Consider the following 23,553-nt stretch of genomic DNA (forward strand, 5'->3'; position numbering starts at 1 on the left):
AACATGATTCATATAACAACACGGTATCGACCAAGCTGGCTTCGAAAAACACCACTTAGCGTCATTGTGCCCGCAATCATGCTATCGGCCTGCGCAGGAAATAATACACAGACTTTAGGTTCGTTAAAGTACGAGCCAGAACCTGAGCAGCCAATCGCCGAGGTGACACAGAATATTAGCCGCAAAGATGTTCGCAGCGAATATCAAGAACTACTGACGATAATTGAAGACGAGAATCTAAAGGAACAAATTGAAAGGCGTATTGCGCACGTCTATATGCTCGAAGGAGAAGACGACCAGGTTAACGCCGAAGTCATTACCGCAGACAAAAGCTATTACGTTGAAGCCATCAAATCCTATCGTGATATTTTAGAGCGTTATCCCAATTCGCCCGACAATGCCGAAGTGCTTTATCAATTAGCAAAAGCCTATGATATGGAAGGAGATCAAGACGAAGCGCTCGCCATGTTACTTCAATTAACCAGTCGCCACCCTAACTATGAAAACCTGGCCGAGGCCTATTTCCGCAAAGGGGATATTTTATTTAATCGCGGCGACTACCAAGGTGCCGAAAAAGCCTATCGCGCAGTCACTCAGTACAGCAACGCAAAATTCAAACTCAACGCCCACTACATGCTCGGCTGGTCGCAGTACAAGCAACTGTATTATCGACAAGCGATGAATGATTTTGTCTATGTATTGAACCAATTACTTGGCCCTGTTGAATCTATTGACGCCCTTAGCAAGCCGGATCAATCGTTAACCAACGACACTCTCCACGCCGTCAGCCTTGGTCTCGATAAAATTGCCGGTGCAGCAACTATTGAGGCGCTACCCCAACTGAACGACCAACATTATGTTTGGTTAATTTATGACAATCTTGGTCAATATTATCTCGACAAAGAATTATATGAAGCTTCGGCCGAAAGCTATCGCCTATTTGTAACGAACTATAGTGACCAGGATCGCACACCTAAACTCCATAAAAAGATGATCGACACCTACATCAAAGGGAGCTTTCCCAAGCAAGCTTTCTTTGAAAAAGAGCGTTTTGTCGACGCTTACGGTATTTACTCCGATTTTAGCAAAAAGCGCGACGGCATTATGCCAAGCATTAACGATACCATGCAGGCTTACCTCGACGAGCTAGCCAAAAACTATCATGCTCGCGGACAAGAACTACAGCAAGAAATAATCGACACCAACGAAAAGGCCACTGATAATTCTAAAGCGGACCCGAAAAAAATTGCGAAGCTTGATAGCGAAGCCGTCGATGCGCTAGACAAGGCTGCCTACTACTACCAACAATTTATCGATACGTTTCCCAGCTTCGAAGCCATTGATGAAATTGTTTTCATGCGTGCAGATGCGCTATTCACAGCACGCCGATTTGATCAAGCCATTCCCGACTACGAGCGCGTCGCCTATCGAGGCACTACGCCTAGTGCAGATAAACACGGCGCCAATGCTGGTTACGCAGCGATTGTATCCTACGAAAATCACATAAACACATTGAAGAGCGAAACAGCGATGACGCGTTGGCGCGGACAAGCGGTCAACAGCATGTTGCAGTTTGCAGAAAAATATCATCAGGATGAGCGCTCTGCTTCTGTATTAACCAATGCGGCGGAATATATCTTTAGCTTAGAACAGTATGCTCGAGCGCTAGATATTTCACAAAGTTTAATCAGCAACAATCCTGATTTAGATACATCATTAAAGAAAACAGCGTTTGGAATTCTCGCGCACTCGCTCTTTAAACTAGAACGCTTTGATGAAGCCAGCGAAGGCTATTTGCAACAACGACAACTGGTCTCACAAGACGGAGATGAGTATACGCAGATAACCGAACGGTTAGCGACTTCCGTCTATAAGCACTCCGAAACTGTTATTGCCGCGGATCAAAAACAAGCAGCCGCCAATGAACTGTTAAAGTTAAAAACACTGGCACCTGATTCACCCGTAAGAATCACAGCACAATACGATGCATCCTCATTACTTATTGAATTACAACAGTGGGACAAAGCCATAACAGAGCTAACTGAGTTAATTGCACTGTATCCCGAGCATGAACTCGCGATTGAGTTCCCACGAAAACTAGCATTCGCCTATGAGAAAAATAAAAACTGGCGCCAAGCCGCTAGTGAATACCTTAAGCTCGCGGAAGGCGACCCCGACTTAAACCTTCGTCGCGAAGCCTTATTCCTCGCCGCAACAATGTTCGAAAAAGACAATCAGTTATCAAAAGCCATTACGCAGTTTAAATCCTACAACAAGCTTTATCCCGAACCTTTTGCCAAAATGATGGAGGCTCGGTATCGCTTGGCAGTTAATTACGACACCCTTAAAGAAGAACAGAAAAAACTCTACTGGCTGGATAAGCTAGTCGAAGGCCATCAGCAAGCGGGCAAGGCGACGAGCGAACGCAGTCGTTGGCTCGCCGCATGGGCAAACGCCGAATATGGATACTATCAACTTAGCGCGTACAAGGCACAAGCTATCAGCCTACCACTAGATAAAAGTCTCGGCGCTAAGAACGCGTTACTAGACAAAGCTAGTCAACGCTATCAAGCCGCCGCCGACTCGGGCATTTTCGAGTTTGTTACCCTGAGCGCCTACAAGATTGCCGATATGTATCACCAATTCGCCACTGAGTTGCGCCAAAGTCCACGGCCCAAATCATTGAGCGCGGATGAACGCATCATTTATAGCGAAATCATTGAAGAACAAGCGCAACCGTTTGACGAGTTAGCGAAGGATTTATTACTCAGCAATATTAATCGCGGCTGGGACGGTGAATTTAATCAGTGGATTGACCAAAGCTTTGCGCTAATGAGTCAGTTGCACCCCACACGATTTGCAAAAACAGAACGCATAGTGAGTTACGGTGATGAAATACGTTAAACCCCTCAGAATTTTTGCAACTATTTCGCTTTGTCTTCTAAGCCTGGTCGGTTGTAGCAACTCTAAACTCAATGGTTGGAGCTATGACGGCTCAAGTTCGGTAGCGTTAGCCGATACTTCGCTGTATCTACCTATCCAGGAAACCGACAAAACCGGCGTGCTTTTACCTTATGAGGCGCAACCAAACCCTTATAGTGAACTTTCTGGGCGGATCGATAAAGAAGCTGTGTCTACTTATATTGATGCAAGGCGTGCTTTCAATGCCAAAAAATACGACTTTGCCGACCAACTTCTAGCCCAACTCGTCACAGCACATCCTAAATTAAGCGGCCCTTGGGTAATGCGAGGTGACATTGCTGCGGCTCAACAAAACTATTCGTTAGCGGTTCAACATTATGTCGAAGCCATCGACGTTAATGATGCCAACATGAACGCCTACTTGCGCTTGGCGAAAGCACAACGTCAACGCGGTCACTTTGCACACGCACAGAACACCTACGCTCTCGCTTTGGTTGAATGGCGAGATTCGCCCGAACTACATTTAAATTTGGGCGTACTTTATGACGTTTACTTAAATAAACCTCTGCAAGCACAAGCGCATATGGAAGCGTATCAATTACTCACTACCAACAATGACCAGCAAGTGACTGCATGGATAGACGAGATCCGTGGTCGCACTGGCGTTGTTTCAACACGCTCCATCATTGGGCCCACCGGTGACTTGATCAGGTTAACTGACCTACAGAAGTCCAGCCCTATTAGCTCAGCTTCTACCGCAGACTCTACGCCAGTTGAAAATATTACGGAGTCTAGCGATCCGCACGCAGACTCCATTGCTTCCTCAAAAGTCGCCAACTAGCCCAGGGAGTTCTAATGAATACGTCACGAAGAGTAAGCGCCTCATTCACCTATGGCATGTGTTGCTTTCTTATTGCCGCCAATGCTTTCGGCGAAGACCAGCCCAGTAGTCAAGATGCGCAACAAGAAACAGTAAATGCAACGCTAGTCAAACCGGCAATATCGGAGAGTAAACGCGTAAAAGACAATAAGGCTGACGCCATCAAGCTGGAGTCAGTCTTCGTCGGGGATAAAGAGCAGCCAGCAATCAGCTACTTCATTCCCTGGCAAGGCATCGGCACTCCAGACAAATTGCACTGGAATGTCGAGCAAAAACATGATGGAGCTCTTGACTTAGTGGACCGGGAAATCATGTTGCGTTCGATGCACATTTATGAAGAGATGAACTTGGAATCACCTCAATCACTCGACTAATTTTTAGATCACCTAACACTCGTTCTTTAAACATCGCTGTAGGAGGCCCACATGATTGATGTTTACAGCAAAATAACCGCGTTTTTTCAAGACGGCGGGTTATTCATTTACCCTATCGCCATCGTGCTCGCTATCGGCATAGGTATTGCCATTGAGCGCTGGCTGTTTTTAGCTCGCGAAAAAGCTCGAAATCTCAAAGCTTTCAACGACTTCCTGCCCCTACTGCGCTCAACTGACATCGAGAAAATGCAGCTTTATACCCGAGAGGTTCAAACACCTGTCACGCGTATTATTGGTTGCGGTTTAGATATGATGAAAGTAAGCAAACAGCGTGGCGATATCGAAAACTCGATGAGCGAAGGGATGCTCGAAACCATGCCGCAACTTCAGAACCGTACGGGGTATCTCGCGGTATTGGCAAACGTAGCAACATTGCTCGGTCTACTAGGCACTATTATTGGTTTAATTAGTGCGTTTACAGCAGTGGCCGTCGCTGACCCAGCACAAAAATCGACGTTACTTTCGCAATCGATTTCTGTCGCTATGAACACTACAGCGTTCGGCTTGATTGCCGCAATTCCGCTTTTGGTCTTACATGCGGTGATTCAAAACAAAACGTCAGCGATTGTAAACAGTATTGAAATGGCGGCTGTAAAGTTTTTAAACATCATGACGCTACACCGTTTTATCGAGGCCAGTATTGCTCGCCCATCTAGCGGAATGACCATAACCCCGGATGCACAGGCTTCTGCCGAAGCCGATTTGGTAAACCGCACCGATGGCGCAGCGCCCGCACCGGCCTTCTAACTGGTAGATACGACAAGGTTTTATCATGGCTTTTCGATTTCAATACAAACCGGAAGACGATGCCGATATCGACATAACGTCCTTCATGAACCTGATGATTGTGCTCGTGCCCGTGTTGCTATTAAGCATTACGTTCACACAAATTTCAGTTCATGAAATCAAGCTACCTGATCTTACCGGCGGGTTCGCATCTAGCGCAGAGTCACAGTCGCAGCTGGAGGTAGTAGTAAATGATAAGGGCTTTGCTGTGTATTACCCCGACAAGCGCTCACTCATTAAAAAACTGCCTTTGCTGAAAACGGAGCAAGGCAGCGCTTATGACTATCAGACACTGTCTATGGTACTGCAAGAAGTTAAATCCCAACTGTCTGAGCGCAGAGACATCGTATTGTTGGCCGATCACAGCCTCTCTTATCAAGACTTGGTCGCCACTATGGATACGGTGAAATCTTACCGCACTGTGCTCGCAGCAAGTGTCGTAGAAGTCGAACTTTTCCCAGAAATATCGTTAGGTGATGCGAGTTAAATCATGATGAATAATTCGATATTCCACTATCAAAAGCCAAAATACGCCACCAAATTGAACCTTGTGGCTTTAATGGATATTTTCACCATTCTTGTTTTCTTCCTCCTACTTAATTCGGGTGAGGCTGAGAAGCTAGAGAATGCAAAATTTATTGAATTACCAGACTCCACGATTGGTACGCCTCCCCACGGGGACCTGGTAGTAATGATTGGAGAAGAAACCATTTGGCTTGGCGAAGAGGAAGTTGGCACGATTAACGATATTATCAAGTCCAAAAAGTCATCGATAGAATCACTATCGGTAGCGTTACAAACTTATAAAGAAGCCAAAGGCGAATTAAATGCCTATGAAAAAGAAAACGGCCTTGCACTGACTATCATGGGAGACCACGAAGTCCCCTACGGTTTGTTAAAAGCTGTGATGTCGACATGTCGGCTTGAAAATTTTCGTGATATAGCCCTAGCTGTCAATCAAGTAGCGGCACCAGGGCTTATCCCAACCAATGGCTCTAGCGCCGAAGTCGCCAGCCTCAGTAATTTGTAGTGGCCTGCTATTCAGTGGATGCTGTGAGAGATTGTTTATGTTTGCGAATGTAGAACCCCTAGCGCTGGAACTCGTCTTACCTTGGCAGGAGGACGCGGAACAGGAAGAAAAATACAAGCGCCTGATTAAGCGAATTTTAATAGGCGTTATGTTGTTTTGTTTCATTGTGCCTTGGCTACCCACTATCGATCCGGCCTATGAGCCACCAGAAAAAGAGTTAACCAAAACTAAGGTCATGCTAGAACCGGTAAAAATGCCACCACCAGAGCCAGTGGCACCGCCGCCTAAACCCAAACCTGTCACACCGAAGGAACAACCCGTCCAACAAGTCGTGAAGGCTGCACCGGCACCAACGCCAGCACCGGCGCCCAAGGCGGTTGATAAAAAGCAGCTAATGAAAGAACAAGGCCTTGCATCGCTCAGCAATCAACTGAGCGCATTACGGGGCAGCGTCAACGTCGCCAAGATGCAACGAAAAAATGTTAGCAAAAGTGATCTTGGTCAAAAGGAATTTACATCACGTGATGCATTCGGGGAGGAAGTCATAGGCAAACGTAGCCAGGGCATCGAAGTGAATGAAACCATGCTCAAGCAAGAGAGCGCTGGCCTGGCCGCTTATGATGGCGTAGCTGTCACCGTGGCAGGCGTGTCTGACCAACCCGGCAAAAGCACCTTAAGTTATTTGTCTGGGCAAGCCGGCCGCCGAGACATGGAAAACATTCGACGGACTTTCGAGGCGGCAAAAAGCAGCGTTTACGCGCGCTATCTTGAAGCCTTAAACCAACACCCAGAGCTAGCAGGTAAATTTATTTTTCGCCTCATTATTGAACCTGACGGTAGCATTTCAGATTTAAAACTCGTGACGAGTGAGCTTGGCATGCATGATCTTGAATTAGCTATCCTAAGTCGCATTCGTGACATCAATTTTGGCGAAAAGGAAGTGTCACCAACAGCAGTAGAATATGCATTTTCATTTATTCCTAGTTAGAACTTGTCGTACATGTTGATGTTGGCATCACGAAAAACGATTGAACACTTAGCTATTGCCTAAGCACATATAGCGTTTAGTTTAGTTGTTGGTTGGCATTATTTTTTAGCAATCACACTTTTAAATAGTGGAAAAAAGCACCTAATAAAGTGCGATGAAGTTCCACTTTGTTTTCCCCAATGTCTGCCAGTATGGATGTATGGAGTAGAATTTTATTAGGGTGACTCTTATGTCCACGCACTTAAATCGTTTCTCAGCAATATCCTGCTTGGTCGGGATGGGTAGCGTACTCACAGCCTGCGGCGGAGGCTCTAGCAGCAACGACAGTTCATCCAACGAGCTACAAGCAGCGGGAATTAATCAAGACACACCGATCGCTTATGTACAGCGGAGTATATCCAAGTCTGTCGACAGTCATTACAGTGTTTACCAAGCGTCTTTGGAAGAAAACAACCAAACACCTCAAGATCTGCATTCTCCCTATGTTTTTTCACCGGGGGCAACACTGATTCACCGTTCAAGCATTGATGTCGAAGCCCAGCAATGGGCTGTATTAGAGTCCTACTTTGGCAGCAACCAATTCGATGTAAAAGATCTCGCTGTGTCAGAAGATGGTACGCGCTTGCTGTTCGCAGCCCATGGCCCGCTAGACCATGTCACAGATAACACCTGGAACATATATGAATACAGTTTTCAGGAAAAAAGTGTACGTCGAATTATTAGCGATTCCATTCTCGCTAACGAAGGGCAAGACACTAACCCTACATACACGGCCGACGGCAATATTGTCTTTTCGTCGGATCGCGCAGCTGGCAATCCAGATCTACCAACAGCGGAACCAATCCCCCCTACCATCGATGAAGATTGCTATAAAATAGGTCCATCAGAGAGACCCTCGTTGTTGCACCGAATGACCGCGGAAGGCAGTGATATTCTACAGCTGACTTTTGGTAATAATCACGACACCAAAACAACAACTCTGCGCAACGGTGAGGTAGCGTTTGTTCGCTGGTCACGTAGCTACGAGTTGTTGGCTAATTGTGATGACAATGCAGCAGCGTCTACATCACTCGAGCTTTTGAGCGGTGATTATCCCAATGGACTAGAAACCCCCAGTACATGGGATGACCCCAAGTTATGTGCATTTACGATTGACACACCGTACGGGCAAGCACTTCCTAGTAATCACTACACTCTGCTAACTATCGAACCGGATACTGTTCAACTTAAACAACTGTATGAAACCGTTACCATTTTTGGGAGTGATGAAGAATTTATTTCGCTAGATAAAATTATCCAAGGTGCAGACGGCTACCTCATGGGCGTTCTAAAACACTTTTATAATATGCAATCTGGCGGCGCGCTCGTTAAATTACACTCACCCAGCGATACACATGGCGATGTATTTGGTGAAACCGCAGTACGTCAGCTTGGAAGCAGCGACGTCGATCTCTATCCCAGCCAGCAATCTTTTGATGGTTGGTTTAGCGCCCTAACACCTTATCAGGATGGCAGCGGTAGGTTACTCGTGAGTTGGTCTCAATGCACCACTGTCAATAACGGTGTCAGTGCTTTTTGCGAACAAGGTAAAGTTGGAGATGTCGATAGTCAGTACGGTATTTGGGTGTATGACCCGTCGAGTGAAAGCCGCTTACCGGTTGTTAACGCCACGCGGGATACGGTATTTACCGAGCTAGCAATCTCCCAAGAACGAAGCGGTGCTGATTTACCTTTTACGCCTATCAATAATAATTTTGTAGATAACTTGGATGAGTCTCGCATCATTTGCGACGACCCAAGCTACGTCGACCCAACTGACCCAACGGATCCGACAGGTCCGACCGACCCAACTGATCCAACTGATCCGGCTGATCCGACCGATCCAACTGATCCGACCGATCCGACCGATCCAACTGATCCAACTGATCCGACCGATCCAACTGATCCAACCGATCCGACTGATCCGACCGATCCAACTGATCCAACCGATCCGACTGATCCAACTGACCCAACGGATCCGCCTGCGGAAAACCAACCTCCCATTGCCAATGCGGGTTACGACCAAAATGTGCTAGAAGCAACAACCGTATTGCTCGATGGAACCCGCTCTTACGACCCTGACGGGGATGGATTGAATTACAGTTGGTCAATGCTTTCAGTTCCGCCGAATAGTCAACTAACAACTGCAGACATCACTGGTAGCAACACGGCAACGCCGAGCTTTGTTCCCGACGAAGCATTAGAATTACCCATGAAAGCGGATTTTGTTTTCCTAATCGATGGCAGTGGTTCTATGGACGAAGAAATTGCCGTTGTCAGACAAGGGTTGAGTGATTTTGTCCAAGCACTGTCAGACCCCGAAAACCAAGTAGATGCTCGTTTCGCCGTTGTGACATTTGAGGAGCGGCCAATCGGCTCTACGGAGCCCGTAGTCAAACTGGCATTTACTGCGAGCACCACAACAACAGATGTTACCGCTGAAGTCATCGCGGCATTCGATGCAATAGACACTAGTTTGTTACGAGATAACGATGGCAACGCCCTTCCGCAGCGAGAAGCAGGCCTTGAAGCCATTCGATACGTTCTCGCTGACCCAAGCCTAGTGAACTCACCTGTAGGGGGTTTAGAATTCCGAAACGATGCGCGCATCAATATCATTCTCGCCACCGACGAAGATTCAGACGGGCCATACAATGACGGCAACTTCGAAGCGCCGGATTCTATTACAGATGGCACGACCGATGATCAAATGTGGCAAGACGAGATTGATGCGACCGCCGCTTTAGTGATTAACAACAATGCATTTCTCGATCTCTTGGTGCTCCCCAGCAATGGCGCTACCACAGACCAATACGGCGACCCCTCTGCGGACCGTACAGAAACAGATAGTGATCGATTTGATGCAGAAGCAACCTTACAAGCGCTAGAAGACCCAACCACAGGACATCCCAATAGCTTACAAGCGCAAGTGCTCCGCGCCGGGTTGATTGCACGCTCATACACCATTACCAGCGCAAACGACACGACCTTTGTCGACAGTTTCTTCACTTCAAAAGTCGCTAATACCATCGACAATCCACTGTTAGGTACCTATACCCTAGGCCTCGTTGTGAACGACGGCGAACTAAGTAGCGAAGAGGATACAGTGACGGTGCGGGCTTACCGCGGGAATGTGCCACCTAATGCTCGTGCAGGCGAAGATCAACTGAACGCATCCCTCAATATGCCCGTTCAACTTGACGGCAGCGCAAGCTACGACGTCGACGAAGCGCCCTCTACCCTCAGCTATCAATGGCGACTCACCTCTGTACCCAGCGACAGCGCGTTAACAGAGGACGATATAAGCAACGCAACATCCTCAAATGCTGCCTTTAATCCCGATATCGAAGGAGTATATGTTGTAGAACTTGAAGTCTATGATGGCGGTATTGGCACGACCGATGTCGACAGCATCACCATAGTCGTGGAGTAATCGGCGAACTTATAACATTGCCCAATGGAAAAATTGATCCAGTCTCGCACCGCCTAGCAACAGACTCTCCAACTAAAAGTCGACCCAAGCAGAGACTTGGGTCGACATAACTCGCTGGACTTGCTTACCAACGCATTCTCATAAGTTCCTACGTTTTACGTTCAACCCTGTAGAAATACTTTTTGCACATCATAAATAACGTGTAAAGCGATGGGGTCAGACACATACCTCCCAACCGGGAATATGAAACCAATCGACCGCCAACCTTTGCTAGCAAACTTACTTTTTTGTTTTCCCACTACATGCTTTTGCATTTTAGTTGACCCACCCCTCCTTTCGTGTCGTTTCTAGCCCATTCACCATGGGTTTATTGCAGTTTATTGCTAGTATTAAAGGAAAGGTTTACGGAATAGCTGTGATAACAATTGACGGAAGACAAGACTCACTAAAACTTAATCAGCACCCGCTGCATACCGCTAAACAATTGAACGACTGAAACTCAATCGTATAACCAGATCATTTTTTAGTACTCAAATTGTTAATTTGTATAACCGGTTTATTTCATTCCCAGAAGGGACTATTGATTGCATGATCCAAGAATCGCCATCAAGCGAGTTAATGATTACGCTGTCACCCATTGAGTTGATAGCCGTATGTCTTGGCCTAGTGGGCGTTGGCATTCTGATAGCTTTTATAGTTCACAAAGTGTTTTCTCCAGCCGATAAAAGCTATGCATTACCACGAGACATACTGCACACACAAAACCAGGAAGAATACTTTAAAGAGCTACTCACCCTCGTTAAACAATCGGCACACATAAGCGTTTGGAGTAGCAACGTTGAGACCGGTGAATTTTTCTCTGATGCATTTTTCTGGGAACTCTATGGTATTTCGCCCATAGAAAACTTAGACATCAGCGACACTGCTCATGTTGAAGATCTACCACGCGCACGCGCGCTCGTTAGAAAGGTTGTAAAAAACACTAACGGTCAAAATAGGTATGAAATACGCCATCGTACAACCAACCCCCACAAAGATAAACAATATATACAAAGCTACTTCAATGTTCTCCGCAACGAAACAGGACAAGCCACCCATATCATAGGTATTAGCTGGGACGTAACTGAAGAAGTTGAGAAGGAGCAGCGTCTAAAAGCCATGGCGGCTCGATTCGAGGTCGCAGTAAAATCCGCCAGCTTACATGTCTGGGAGTTCGATTATAGCGCCGGACGCTATACCTGGTTAATTAACCCAATTAAGAACTTTGGTCTAGATGATGTCCCGCTAGAAAGCTTTCACAAAGCGATTTACAAAATAGCTCTCCCTGAAGACAGGCATATCTTTTATGACTCTCCAACCGAAGCATACCAATCAGGAAAGGATACCTATACCGTAACCCAGCGCTACAGAGGTAAAGACGGCAATGTTATTCACTTTAAAGGGTGCATACGAATACTATCTGGAACATCCATTGAAGATTTTCGAGTACTCGGTGTAGGTTGGGATGAAACGGATAAAGTATTAAGGGAAAACACATTACAAGAACAAATTAAAAAAGAACAAACACTTTCTCAACGCTTAGACGTTGCGACTCGCGCCTCCAATTTTTCACCCTGGGAATTTGATCTCAACACGAAAAGTTATAGCTGGCTAGGCGCAAAAATATCTAACAAGCTAAACCACTTAACAGATGAAGAGTACAGCACATTTCTCATCAACTCGGTTAAGCCTGAGGTTCGATCGCGCATTATTGATGTGCGAAAGAAAGCCATAATAAATGGCTTAGATTACTACGACTTCCAATATGAACTAGAAAACATCGATGGAACCACTATACACGCTAAAAGCCACGTGAGAATTCTACGAAATGAAAAAGGGGTTGCATTAAAGCTAGTCGGCGTCGTCGCTGACATTACAGAATATATCAATATGAATCAGCGCCTTGAGAAGCAAACTCATGCAGCTGAGACGCTACGCCAAAGGTTGAAGCTATCGATCCAAACAGCCGGCATAGCTGCATTCGAATTAGACATGCGAACACGGCGGTTCGATTGGATAGAAAACTCTATTGATGGGTTAAAAGGTAGCAGCGGAAAAGAGCAATCATTGAATGAATTTCAAAAACGTGTTCACCCGGATGACCAGAATTTACTCATCAACAACATCAACAAGGCACTAAGCGAATCGATCGACTCAATTTCGTACCGATACAGATACTACAACAATGATGGCGAACTTCGCCATATGCAAATATTCTGCAAGATTTTTCTAGACAATGATGGGGTGGTGGAAAAACTGATTGGTGCAGGCTGGGATGTCTCTAGTGAAGTCAATAGTGCAAATAAGCTCTACGCACAAACTCAGCTACTAGACCAGGTTAAACGCCGATTAGAACGGGCATCTATTTCCAGTTCTGAGGGTCACTGGGAGCGAAACTTATTGGATCAATCCGCCTGGTGCTCTTCAAGCTTTTATACGTTACTCGGTTACAACAAAGACGTATTCGATACACAAGGCGATTTCTTTAAACAACTGCTTTACACAGATGATTACTCAACCTATGAGATCGCGCTCCAAAGTCACCTCTACGGCAATACGCCTCTCGATATCAAGGTAAGACTAATTCGAGCGAACCAAGAAAACCGTTGGTTTCGATTACGAGGGATGGCAGAGCGAAATCAGCAAGGAGATCCTATTAGAGTGGCTGGTTCAATTCAGGACATTCACCAGCAAAAACTCAACGAAGATGTTCTTTATCAAACGCAGCAACGTTTTGAACGTGCAATCAATGGGACACAGGACGGTTTGTATGAATTCGATTTTGCTAACGATACTATTTGGTGCTCCCCTCGTCTCTCAGCCATGCTCGGTTATCCCGCGAAACAATTGGAGACACCAGGGTTTGCTGAATCATTGATCCATCCTGATGATGTAGACGCTGTTAATCGTATCACTGCAGAACATTTTCGCCACAACAAAGCCTTTGACATCGAGATACGGGTTAAACACCGTAACGGCAGCTACATTTGGTATCACATTCGCGCGAACTCTGAGCGCGATCACAATAACCATGTTACCCGCCTCTCCGGCTCTTTTCAGGATGTCACCGCTGCTCACACAGCCCGAGAAGAACTTATTAAGGTGACACTGGCTGCCAACGCCGCCGAAGCGGCAAGCAAAACCACATCGGCGTTTCTCGCTAATGTTAGCCACGAAATCCGAACACCTATGAATGGAATTACCGGCATGTCCAGCTTGCTTAAAAACACAGCACTGACGCCGACACAACGAGAGTACGTCAACACCATTAGTAACGGCGTAGAATCTCTTTTGGATATCATCAGTGATATCTTAGATTTCTCAAAACTCAGTGACGATCATGTAGAGATAGAAAACACCGCGTTTAATCTCAGACGCTTATCTGAGGACTTAGGCACTGTCTTACCACTCAATGCCTCAAACCAAGGCCTCGAACTGATCGTAAACGTTTCACCCGAGTTACCGACAAACGTCATTGGGAGCGGAGAAAAAATTAAGCAATGCTTGCTAAACCTTGTTGCCAACGCAATCAAGTTTACCAAGCAGGGTGAGGTAGTTATCAACGTTTATCCAGGTGATAAACGCAATGCTTCAGATATTGTGCATTTTGAAGTATGCGATACAGGCATAGGCATCAGGCCGGAGGCACTAACAACTCTATGTAAACCCTTTGTCCAAGAGGATTGGTCCGATACACGAGGCTTCGGTGGGACAGGACTTGGCTTATCGATTGTTCAGCGGCTATTGGAGTTAATGGATTCCAAACTCAATGTCCACAGCGAGCTGGGTAAAGGTTCTGTATTTTCATTCGAGCTTAAGTTACCGCCTGCACCAACCCAGACAAATGAAAACCCTACTCGTCCAGAGCATCTTCTCATCGTTGATGATAATAGTACGTTCCGCCAGATCACCACCTATCAGCTCGCGCAATATGGTTATTCTATCGAAACCGCTAGCTCTGAAGCCGATGCCTTGCTTAAAATTCAACATTCGACACGCAACCACCGTCCTTTTGATCACGCGCTTATTGAACTTTACGGCTCTGATAGTGATGGTCGAAAAACGTGTCAGCAAATTAATAGAGAGTTTCCTGAAAACGGTCTGCATCTTATTTTAGTGACACCACCCGACAGTAAACTCACTGAAGAAGAATTAGTATCCTGTGGAGCATTCGCTCAAATAACGAAACCCGTCAAAACCTCTGAGCTTTTACCATTACTCCAAGATAATACTTCAGCAGATACAGTTACAAGTAGCGATATTTGTCAGCATCAAACCTCGGGCATGCCCCGTTTAAAAAACAACGCAAAAGTACTACTTGTCGAAGACAATGCGGTTAATCAAAAGGTAGCCTCTCGACTTTTAGAAAAAATGGGCTGCGACGTGACGCTAGCAGTCAATGGAGAAGCAGCGTTGTCACTTTATCAACGCCATGAGTTCGACATCGTGTTCATGGACATACAGATGCCAATAATGGACGGCATCACCGCCACTGAAAAAATACGAGAATTCGAGAACACTACAAACGTGAGGACGCCGATTGTCGCACTAACCGCAAACGCCCTAAATTCAGATAGAGAGCGCTGTAAATTAGCCACAATGGATGAATTCATAACCAAACCTATTAACCCCGACGAACTGTTTCAAACGCTCTTAGCATTTACGAAAGCAGTGTCAGACACCCACGGATACAAGCGCTAACAATAGAAAATAGCCCAGGGTTCAGTTGCCTGGGCTAGAGACCGACTCAATTATCTACCGCGCAATTATTGAAAATCGCCTTTAACTTCACACGACAAATCTTTTTCGGTGCAGATTACTCTCTCGGGCAGCACAAACAAGTCACGGGCATTTTGGTCGTTATAAAATACATACCTCAACCACCCTGTCATCATCGGCTTAAACACGCCTAAGTCGCGAAAAGGTTCAAAGTGCGTCGCATATGCGTCTGCCACCGAAAACACCGGAACATTAGCATCCTCAAATAGCGGCTCACTCATATCGATCGTCGCAATTGAGTCTCTTTCTCCGAGCAAAAGCAGTAAAGGACCTTGTTGAGTCGAATGCCACGACGGCAAAGGGCCACTATCTTCATTTAGAAGAGGCTCAACGGCGAGAACCGTTGTTACCCGAGAGTCGATCCCCGCACCGATTGCAGAACTAGCACCAATTGAATGCCCAGCAACAGCAATTTGTGATAAGTCAGCACGATCGCTGTAGTTAGTGACTTCATCAATGCAAGCGAGCAAGAGATCAGGCCTACTGTTTGACATAGTGGGGGCGATCGCTACTACGAAGCCATAGGTCGCTATGTGGGTTAGCCCCTGGACATAACTTTCTTGTGATAAGCCAGCCGCACCAGACCACAGCAAAACAGGGTAACGTTGATTGCTTGCCCCAGGTTGAAGAATCTCGCACTGGTCAGGAGTATCTAGGCGAACCACTTCATTTGCCCCTACCCTGTCAAACGCTTCCAGCCCTTCTGGAGGAAAATCTCCACAGCAGGCACTACCCTGAATAGGTAGCCAAAGTAATGCCACGATCACACACCAAACCGCTATAAAATACTTTTTACTCAATAACAATGTTACTTTGTTCATACAACCTTCTTATTTTTGGACTCCGTGTTCCAAGTACGTCAAACCGCGACATCATGTTTCTAAACAACTGTACTTAGCTCAAAAAGTGATTTCGTATTCGGAGCCACTTATTAGATTGATTATTAGCATAGATCCTTTTGATACACCTCCAGCAGACGCAAAAGATTATTCGCGTTCACGCATTTAATGTTTACTTTGGGAAACAGAGAAAATCTTTCATGAATCTGGCGAACCGACATAATTGAAGGAACTAGTTAGCATTCTTGAGTAATTCAATGCCGTAATGAAATTGCTAAGAAATGTACATTGCTCTTCTTTCACCATGGCACCTAAGATTAGAATTATTTTTCAATGACAGCCCAATGAATCATCAGACTTTATAACCAGGCCTCCCAAAATGTTTACCTACCAAACGACTTACTCAACACTTATTTTGGCTATTACCGCGCTAGCTTTTATATCAAGTAGCAGCAACGCGGATACCTACACCGCACCGCGACTCAATCATGGTTCACCCGATTTCCAAGGCACATGGACAAATGTCAGTCTCACCTACTTACAACGTTCGGCACGCTACAAAAACAATATTCTCTCGGCAGAAGAGGCGGCCGCAATCGAGCAGAATACTGCAGCCCGGCAAGCACGGGGTTTGAAACCAACAGACCCTAACGCGCCACCCCCACCCAAAGGATCGAACGTCGGCGGATACAATTCGTTTTACCTCGACCAAGGTGACAACTTGGCGTACGTAGATGGCGCCTACCGCACGACGTGGTTGGTTAATCAAGAAGATGGGCAACTTCCTTATTCAGAAGCCGGGAAAAAAGTTTTCGACGAGAATTTATACCAAGTGCGCAATGATTTTAGTGGCCCAGAAACACGGCCGATGGCCGAACGCTGCATTATTGGTTTTGGCTCTACCGCAGGCCCACCTATGTTGAATGTTCAGTACAACAACAACTATCAAATTGTACAAACACCCAATTCAATTATGATACTTGTAGAAATGAACCATGACGCACGCATCATCCGCATGCAGGGCGAACCCTTACCTAATGGGATGACACAATGGTTCGGTGATTCTATTGGACGCTGGGAGGGCGACACGCTGGTTGTGGAAACACGAAAATTTAACCCTGGTGAAAGTTTACGAACGTGGTTTAATCAATCACTCTATATTTCACCGAATGCGGTAGTCACCGAACGTTTTACACGCGTCTCTGATTCGCAAATTCATTACGAATTTTCAGTTGATGATCCAACTATTTATAGTGAAACGTGGCACGCAAAAATGGTATTCAATAAAACCAATGAACCCATCTACGAATATGCATGCCACGAAGGCAACTATGCAATGACTAATATTTTGAGTGGTGCTCGCGCGACTGAAGAGGTATCTCGATAGATACGCTCCGCATAGTGTAGTTGTCATTGAACATGAGGCTAACACTATGCGGAACTTGTATTCATGGTGGACTAGTTACAAGGCATACCCGCATCCGCCCATGTATGCACAGTGTCTTTCCATGCGTTTACAGCTGTCATACCACTACCATTCCATGCCCCATTATAGATAGCCCAAAGAATGAGGCGATCTTCAGTGAGGTGTTCCTCTGCATCGTGACCACCTGCGCCGGTTTTACCCATAGCGCATAACTGCGGTGCGGACTTCCCTGCAAATACATGGTTAGCAAATGCAGGCTGCCAATCTAAGTCTATTTCCGCAACATTATTAACATTGGTCAAGAACGAACTGTGGCAAGCCATACAGTTGGTGGTCGAATTCACCCCAGGATGATTCGAAGGCAATCCAACACCGTCGGCACCACCACCCACGGCGAAATTATCTGCCGCCACCGAATGACAGTTTTGACATTTTGCATGCTGGAACGCGGGGAGAATATCATTGAACGTCACATCAGGACTTTCATTTCCACTCGGTGTTCCAGTATTGGCAGATGGATTAGATGCTTGGGCTGTGACCTGAATGGGTAATTGCCTTGTATCAGTATATTGTTGGGCGGTATAAGCCTCTACAGCTCGGTCCGCAATACTAAAGTTTACAGAACGAGTCCCCGCAACGACCGAACTCCGCTCTTCCATACAAAACCGCAACGAAGACATGACACTCCCGGTTCCCTCTTTGGTGAATTGTCCATTCGCGCCACGAAGCACCTCTATTGATCCGGCTAAATCCGACACTCCTCCCTGTGACGTACGATCAGGATCAACCCAGCCGTAATCGATACCTAAATTGGACGTCATACCTTTATGTACAAACAAACCAATCGTTTTATTTGGATCGCGGTTTGGAGCCAGCTCTAACTCGACGTCATAGCACACACGAGGGCCACCAATGACATAGACCGGGTTTGGTAGAACCGCTCGCGGCTTATTAGGCCACGGATTACTACCGCCAGTTGTATTATTGCCAGCGCTTCCATTGCCTGTACCCGGATCTGAAGTGGCAGGAGCTTGCCCTAAGATTAAACTTCGCTGCTGCCACGCACCGTCTGTTGCTTGGTTAAAATACTCCGAGCGATAACGCATCGACCAGGTAAAGGTATCTCCGTCTTGAATACCTATTTGATTAAGCTTCGCAAGGTCCTGTGCACTCATACTGGTGACGCCATTACCAATATAGTTCTCATCAATCTCTATGTAACGATACACGCAATTACTGGGGTTACAGGTCGTTTGCGAGCGATTTTGAGCGTGCAACAAAAACAGATAACGTTTTATCGTCGCCGTGCCGCATGTCTCATGCTCGCTACGCGTCCAGACAAACTCAGAACCATTATCAACATAAGCGTTGTTAGACGGGCTTTGGAGATTGATGGTCGTACTATAAGACCCTTGTGTACAACTACGTGAAATGCTAGCGCCGCTATTACCACCGAGTGTTTCAGTTGGCTCTTGGGTAGCGCTAGGTATTCGCGTGTTCCTAGAAATAGGTCGAGTGGTTTTTGCAGCGCTTTTAATGACTGCATCACCAGTGTTTGGTTTAGTCGTCGTGGAGTTGCGAGTACTAAGCGGTTTGCCCCCGGTTGCCGCTTGCTCTCGAGCCGCCAGTTCCGCTGCACGCTGTTTAGATTTTTCTAACGCTTCAGCTCTTTTCGCGTCAGCCGCGGCGCGTTGTTTTTCCGCCTGCTCACGCTTTTCAATTATCATATCCATATCAAGCATTGCCTGCTTTGGTTTACTACGCAGACCACTCGAGTCGATCGCCACGACGTCGATTGTGTGCTTACCGCTAGCAGGCGCTTTGTAATTATTTCGTACGGTTTCACGCTTTTTGCCATGGGCGCTGACAACCGAGGTTTTACCCAAAAACGTAACCTCAAATTTCTTAACTGACATGTTATCTTCAGCGCTGGCTTGGACTCTAAAGTCTTTACCTGGCGAGATACTCCCCACAATCAGCACATTTTTTATCACAGGTGGCTCTTTATCTACCAGTAAAGAACTAGAACCAGGTGCAGTGACAGGCGCCTTTGAGACGTTCGTTGAGGTTTGGGCTTTAGGTGTTGATCTTGAGTTAGATGCGCCAGCGACGTTGATGGCCACTTTTTTTACGGTACTTTTTAGCTGCTTTGCATCTAACGCCGTCACTTCCATTTCAAACGCTCCTGCAGTAGGCGGCGTAAATCGAACCTGAAATTGTGTTTGTTTTTTATGTGGTCGCCGAGCATTCATCCGCGTTACACGGTTGTTAAACTTTACGAGGAGTGCAGTAACCGCCGTGTCATCATTTGTATCAACCTGCACCGTAAAAGACTTCTGAGCTTCGATAACCGCTGGAGTTTTTACTGAAATAACCTGAGGTGGTAGATTATGGGGTTTTGACGCCGAGCTTGCCGAACTGCCGGGTTTTACCTGGCGAGAATTTGTTGAGGCGCTGTTGGCCGCTGAGCTATTTGACACCACAGAGACTGGAGCAGGTAACGGTATCAATACATTTCTGCCATCCGTCAGTTGTATAAAATATTTTCCTGCTGTGATGCCTGGCGATAGATTAATAGCAATCCTGCCATTGGTATCACTTCCTATATAGCGGCCCCTCAAACCATTCACTCGCTGTCGCCCTTGCTCATCCTTGGAGAGCATGACGCCACGAATTTTTTTCATCTCGGCGCCCTGAAGACGAATAGATATCGCTTTACCTGACTCCAGCATCACAGGGCTCGGATCAACCTTGGATATCGATACCTCGGCGGCGATGTTTGCGCTCAGGCATAGTATCAACGGTATGATAATGAATCGAAAAGTGGCCACCCTAATGCGTACATTCATCGCCCTGCTTCCTTTTAATTGCCTATTTATAAAATCTAAACGTAACCCTCGATGTTACGTTTAAGGTAGCAAGAACCTAGACTGGAGGGCTATCCCCTGTTTAAGGGATAACCCAATGATGGGCGTAATTTCGCGAGGACAATAGATGACGACTAAGCTTACTTTTTAATAGTCATTGATGGCGGCTTCGCACGAGTCGACGGCTTGGAAACATTAATCCTCTTTTGCGTGATGGTTAATTTCCTAGACTGGGAAACAGGATTACATTTGACACCTATTTTTTGATAATTTGAACAGCTAAACACCTGCCACTCCAGCGCATTACCCATCTCTACCGGGATCGTAACCGACTGGCTTGAGCCACCTGACTGTAGAGAGTAGCTAATAGCTTTTCCTTTAGTATAGCGACTATCGTTGGATGCTAACCCCGCGATATCATCAAATTTAACGACGTTTCTTATCCCAGCCTTTTTTACTACAAGCCTGTAACCTGAATTTGCCTGACTATTATTTTGCCAACGGAAGTTTACTGTACGAGAGTTACTTGATGCATTATCTGCCGGACTAATAAGTTGTGGTGAATTGGGGTAGACAAAAAATGTCTTCACAGCACTGGTGCTGCCACAGTAATCCAACGAACAATTTTTTACTGTCCATTGCGCCATCTTTCCCTGCAAGCTATCGGGCAATTCGATATTAACTGTCATGAGTGTGTCGTCCACAAGTACTGCACGCCCCGTCTTTAGGCAACGTGATCCGCTTTCCACAGCAGAAAGACACAATCTACTTTCTACAGCCCCTCGCTCAACGACGGTATTTGAAGGATAGCGAAATTTGAATGCTTGATTGACATCCGCATATCTAAATTCATCATTAGTGTTAGCGCTGGGCAACATTAGCTTGGGCAGCACATTGTTAAACGCCGCAGGTTTGGTACCAGACATACAACGAAGCGCAACACTGTCAGTGAATACACCACGCCGGCCAAACACTCGATGAGCAATTTTTCGATCGGCACATACTTTCGTTCCAGTTCGTTGCCCTCTTCCATTATTGCCAGCCGAAACGGTAATAACAGTATCCGAGCCAATTCTAAGCCCGTTAGTATCAGCTCTTGAGCAATGTAAGCTCAAACTGCTGAAACCTGTAGCGCCAGCCACATGAAAGGTATTACCTGAAACCCCCGTAACATAGGTATCCGTCGGGCAATAGACCGTTTCTTGATATCGGGACAACCTAAGTTCTCGCATAGGTTCAGTCCATGAACTGGGTCCCGGCAACTGCCCTGTGCGGTGTTTACCGTTATGGAAAATAGTTTTACATAGAAAGCTAACGTCATCGATAAGTTCGGTATAGCCTACCTTCATTCCAGCAATGCGTTGATACTTCGGACAGGTATAAAAAAATTGCCGAACGCCACCGGACCCTCCTATCGACGCTGTTTGGCTCGCTGACACTTGATGGCTAGAAACTATTGCTAAAAGAGCAATACCTACCGCCAATAATTTATTGCAAAGCACCATTTTCACATCAACGCTATTTTTTAACACCGATCATCCCCTTGGTTATTTTTTTCGTTGAAGAAGGTGTTTGACGAATATTTTTTGCTGGCGCTTGTTGGCTACTACCACTCAATTTTAAGCCTCGCCCTGATCGCAGTGATCGAGCACAAACGCGTCGATTATTGTCATCGAGCGCGCAGGCATAAACCGCCCATTCGACACTATTCCCTAGATCACCGGGGACATCGACACGCTGGCTTGTCGTACCAGGCTGGACAAACACATTGATACTTTTACCAATACTATGCGGGTTAGCTTTTGGGTTGTCATAAACGTAATCAGCCCTGGCTCCGGATTTCCATATAACGAGCTGATAGCCTGCATTCGCCGATGCTCGGTCTCTCCAGCGAAACACGACGGTGCGCGTTGACTGACGCGCATTCGCCATTGGCTGCGCCGGAGTCGCGGCTCGGGGGATGACAAAAAATGGAGTCGGTTGTGAATAATGACCACAGTAGAGCTGGCTAGACACCTCCGCACTGCATGTCCGAGCCCGCCAATTCAGCGTTCGCCCTTCCGCAACGCTGGGTATACTCAACTCAAATTGCCCTGAGCTACCTGGGCTGAGTAACTGCTCTAGCATGCAATGGCCGGAATTATCGCTGCGCACGCAGACCTGGTACTGCGCGTTATAGCTCGCATCATTTCCGACTCGTCGAAATGTAAAACGCTGCTTCGCCCCGACAACACGATCTTTATCTGCGCTGCCTAAGTTGGGAGATAAAAGCGTGGGGGCTGTGCCGTTAAACGGTGGTCGAGGCGTCCCGGAAGCACATTGCAAACGTAAACCAGTCACAATTCGACCGCCCACTGCGGGACTACTAGAGACGCGAATACCTCGTGTAATACGTTGGTTCGCGCAGTCTTTTAAAGGCTTTTCCAATGTAGAAGGGCTGGTTCTGCCACCGGGTTCGATGGCGGCAACGTGTATATTTTTTTCCCAGCGATGACGCTTGCCGTTGTCTTTTGCGGAGTAACAACTCAGCCGTATAGATTCAATTTTGGGCGTTCCAGGGGGAAGGACCAAGAGCGTAGCGCCCGTTACCCCTCCTATACTACCCACAAATGTATCACGGGGGCAGGAGGCGCTTTGCCGCCATTGATAGTTTTGGGCGTTATAGCCAAAGGCGGTATAGCCAGCTCCGCCACCCCATTTGCCCTCGCTAGTTATGGGTGTGCAGCGCACGGCCAGATCACCCACTACGGCATTATGTTCATAAACGATCATTATGCCGGTCACACGCTGATTTTGCGGGCAGCTTATATTTTTTCTAGAACCATGATTTAGATCGCCTAAGACAGGGGTATTCGCCAGTACTTGAGTCGTCGCACACAGCACAATGACACACAACAATCCCTTCCACATAGTTCGCCCCTGTATTACGGTTAACGCGAATTGTGCGTGGAGGAGCCAATAAAATGTATCCCCCAAATAGGGGATATAGGAGATAGATGACTTAATCACCCCCAATTGCCGTGACGTTTTCATGTAAGCAGCACATTGCAACGCTCCACCCAATACAGCCCAGACTACCTCCGGCTGGCAA

At 46.5% G+C, this 23,553-nt stretch carries 14 protein-coding genes; 10 read left to right on the top strand and 4 right to left on the bottom strand.

Annotated elements, in window-relative coordinates; genetic code table 11:
* Window positions 1–3: 3 nt before the first annotated feature.
* The 9 genes from ACZ5NB_RS13510 to ACZ5NB_RS13550 all read left to right on the top strand — a co-directional run bounded on the left by ACZ5NB_RS13510 (window position 4) and on the right by ACZ5NB_RS13550 (window position 15,252).
* Entirely contained in the window at window positions 4–2,904 is a 2,901-nt protein-coding gene (locus ACZ5NB_RS13510; RefSeq protein ID WP_460234462.1) for a tetratricopeptide repeat protein, read from the top strand.
* Complete coding sequence (locus ACZ5NB_RS13515; RefSeq protein ID WP_460234463.1) at window positions 2,891–3,763, top strand: tetratricopeptide repeat protein; 873 nt, start codon at window positions 2,891–2,893, stop codon at window positions 3,761–3,763. The genes ACZ5NB_RS13510 and ACZ5NB_RS13515 overlap by 14 nt, the downstream gene beginning before the upstream one ends.
* Before the next feature lie 14 nt (window positions 3,764–3,777).
* Window positions 3,778–4,176 (top strand): hypothetical protein, encoded by a 399-nt coding sequence (locus tag ACZ5NB_RS13520; protein WP_460234465.1) that lies wholly within the window; start codon window positions 3,778–3,780, stop codon window positions 4,174–4,176.
* Between the two features lie 51 nt (window positions 4,177–4,227).
* Window positions 4,228–4,983 (top strand): MotA/TolQ/ExbB proton channel family protein, encoded by a 756-nt coding sequence (locus ACZ5NB_RS13525; RefSeq protein ID WP_460234466.1) that lies wholly within the window; start codon window positions 4,228–4,230, stop codon window positions 4,981–4,983.
* Between the two features lie 25 nt (window positions 4,984–5,008).
* The gene (locus ACZ5NB_RS13530) at window positions 5,009–5,509 is read left to right on the top strand and encodes an ExbD/TolR family protein (protein ID WP_460234467.1); all 501 of its coding nucleotides are present in this window, start codon (window positions 5,009–5,011) and stop codon (window positions 5,507–5,509) included.
* A gap of 3 nt (window positions 5,510–5,512) precedes the next feature.
* The gene (locus ACZ5NB_RS13535) at window positions 5,513–6,052 is read left to right on the top strand and encodes an ExbD/TolR family protein (protein WP_460234468.1); all 540 of its coding nucleotides are present in this window, start codon (window positions 5,513–5,515) and stop codon (window positions 6,050–6,052) included.
* Window positions 6,053–6,089: 37 nt separating this feature from the next.
* Complete coding sequence (locus ACZ5NB_RS13540; protein WP_460234469.1) at window positions 6,090–7,040, top strand: AgmX/PglI C-terminal domain-containing protein; 951 nt, start codon at window positions 6,090–6,092, stop codon at window positions 7,038–7,040.
* A gap of 229 nt (window positions 7,041–7,269) precedes the next feature.
* Window positions 7,270–10,512 (top strand): PKD domain-containing protein, encoded by a 3,243-nt coding sequence (locus tag ACZ5NB_RS13545; protein ID WP_464107558.1) that lies wholly within the window; start codon window positions 7,270–7,272, stop codon window positions 10,510–10,512.
* 588 nt (window positions 10,513–11,100) lie between these two features.
* Window positions 11,101–15,252, top strand: coding sequence for a PAS domain-containing protein (locus ACZ5NB_RS13550; protein WP_464107559.1), 4,152 nt, complete (start codon window positions 11,101–11,103; stop codon window positions 15,250–15,252).
* Between the two features lie 65 nt (window positions 15,253–15,317).
* On the opposite strand, the gene ACZ5NB_RS13555 is transcribed toward ACZ5NB_RS13550, so the two are convergent.
* Complete coding sequence (locus tag ACZ5NB_RS13555; protein WP_460239725.1) at window positions 15,318–16,151, bottom strand: alpha/beta hydrolase family protein; 834 nt, start codon at window positions 16,149–16,151, stop codon at window positions 15,318–15,320.
* 397 nt (window positions 16,152–16,548) lie between these two features.
* Between ACZ5NB_RS13555 and ACZ5NB_RS13560 the strand changes: the two genes are divergently transcribed.
* A complete protein-coding gene (locus ACZ5NB_RS13560; protein WP_460239726.1) occupies window positions 16,549–17,556 on the top strand; it encodes a hypothetical protein in 1,008 nt (335 codons plus the stop codon).
* Window positions 17,557–17,627: 71 nt separating this feature from the next.
* Here the strand turns inward: ACZ5NB_RS13560 and ACZ5NB_RS13565 are convergent, their stop codons facing one another.
* The 3 genes from ACZ5NB_RS13565 to ACZ5NB_RS13575 all read right to left on the bottom strand — a co-directional run bounded on the left by ACZ5NB_RS13565 (window position 17,628) and on the right by ACZ5NB_RS13575 (window position 23,495).
* Window positions 17,628–20,444 (bottom strand): hypothetical protein, encoded by a 2,817-nt coding sequence (locus tag ACZ5NB_RS13565; RefSeq protein WP_460239727.1) that lies wholly within the window; start codon window positions 20,442–20,444, stop codon window positions 17,628–17,630.
* A gap of 158 nt (window positions 20,445–20,602) precedes the next feature.
* Entirely contained in the window at window positions 20,603–21,994 is a 1,392-nt protein-coding gene (locus tag ACZ5NB_RS13570; protein WP_460239728.1) for a hypothetical protein, read from the bottom strand.
* Window positions 21,981–23,495, bottom strand: a complete 1,515-nt coding sequence (locus ACZ5NB_RS13575) for a hypothetical protein (protein ID WP_460239729.1) — start codon at window positions 23,493–23,495, stop codon at window positions 21,981–21,983. Before ACZ5NB_RS13575 ends, ACZ5NB_RS13570 begins: the two co-directional genes overlap by 14 nt.
* Window positions 23,496–23,553 lie beyond the last annotated feature (58 nt).

It is taken from the genome of Aurantivibrio plasticivorans (assembly GCF_055392955.1).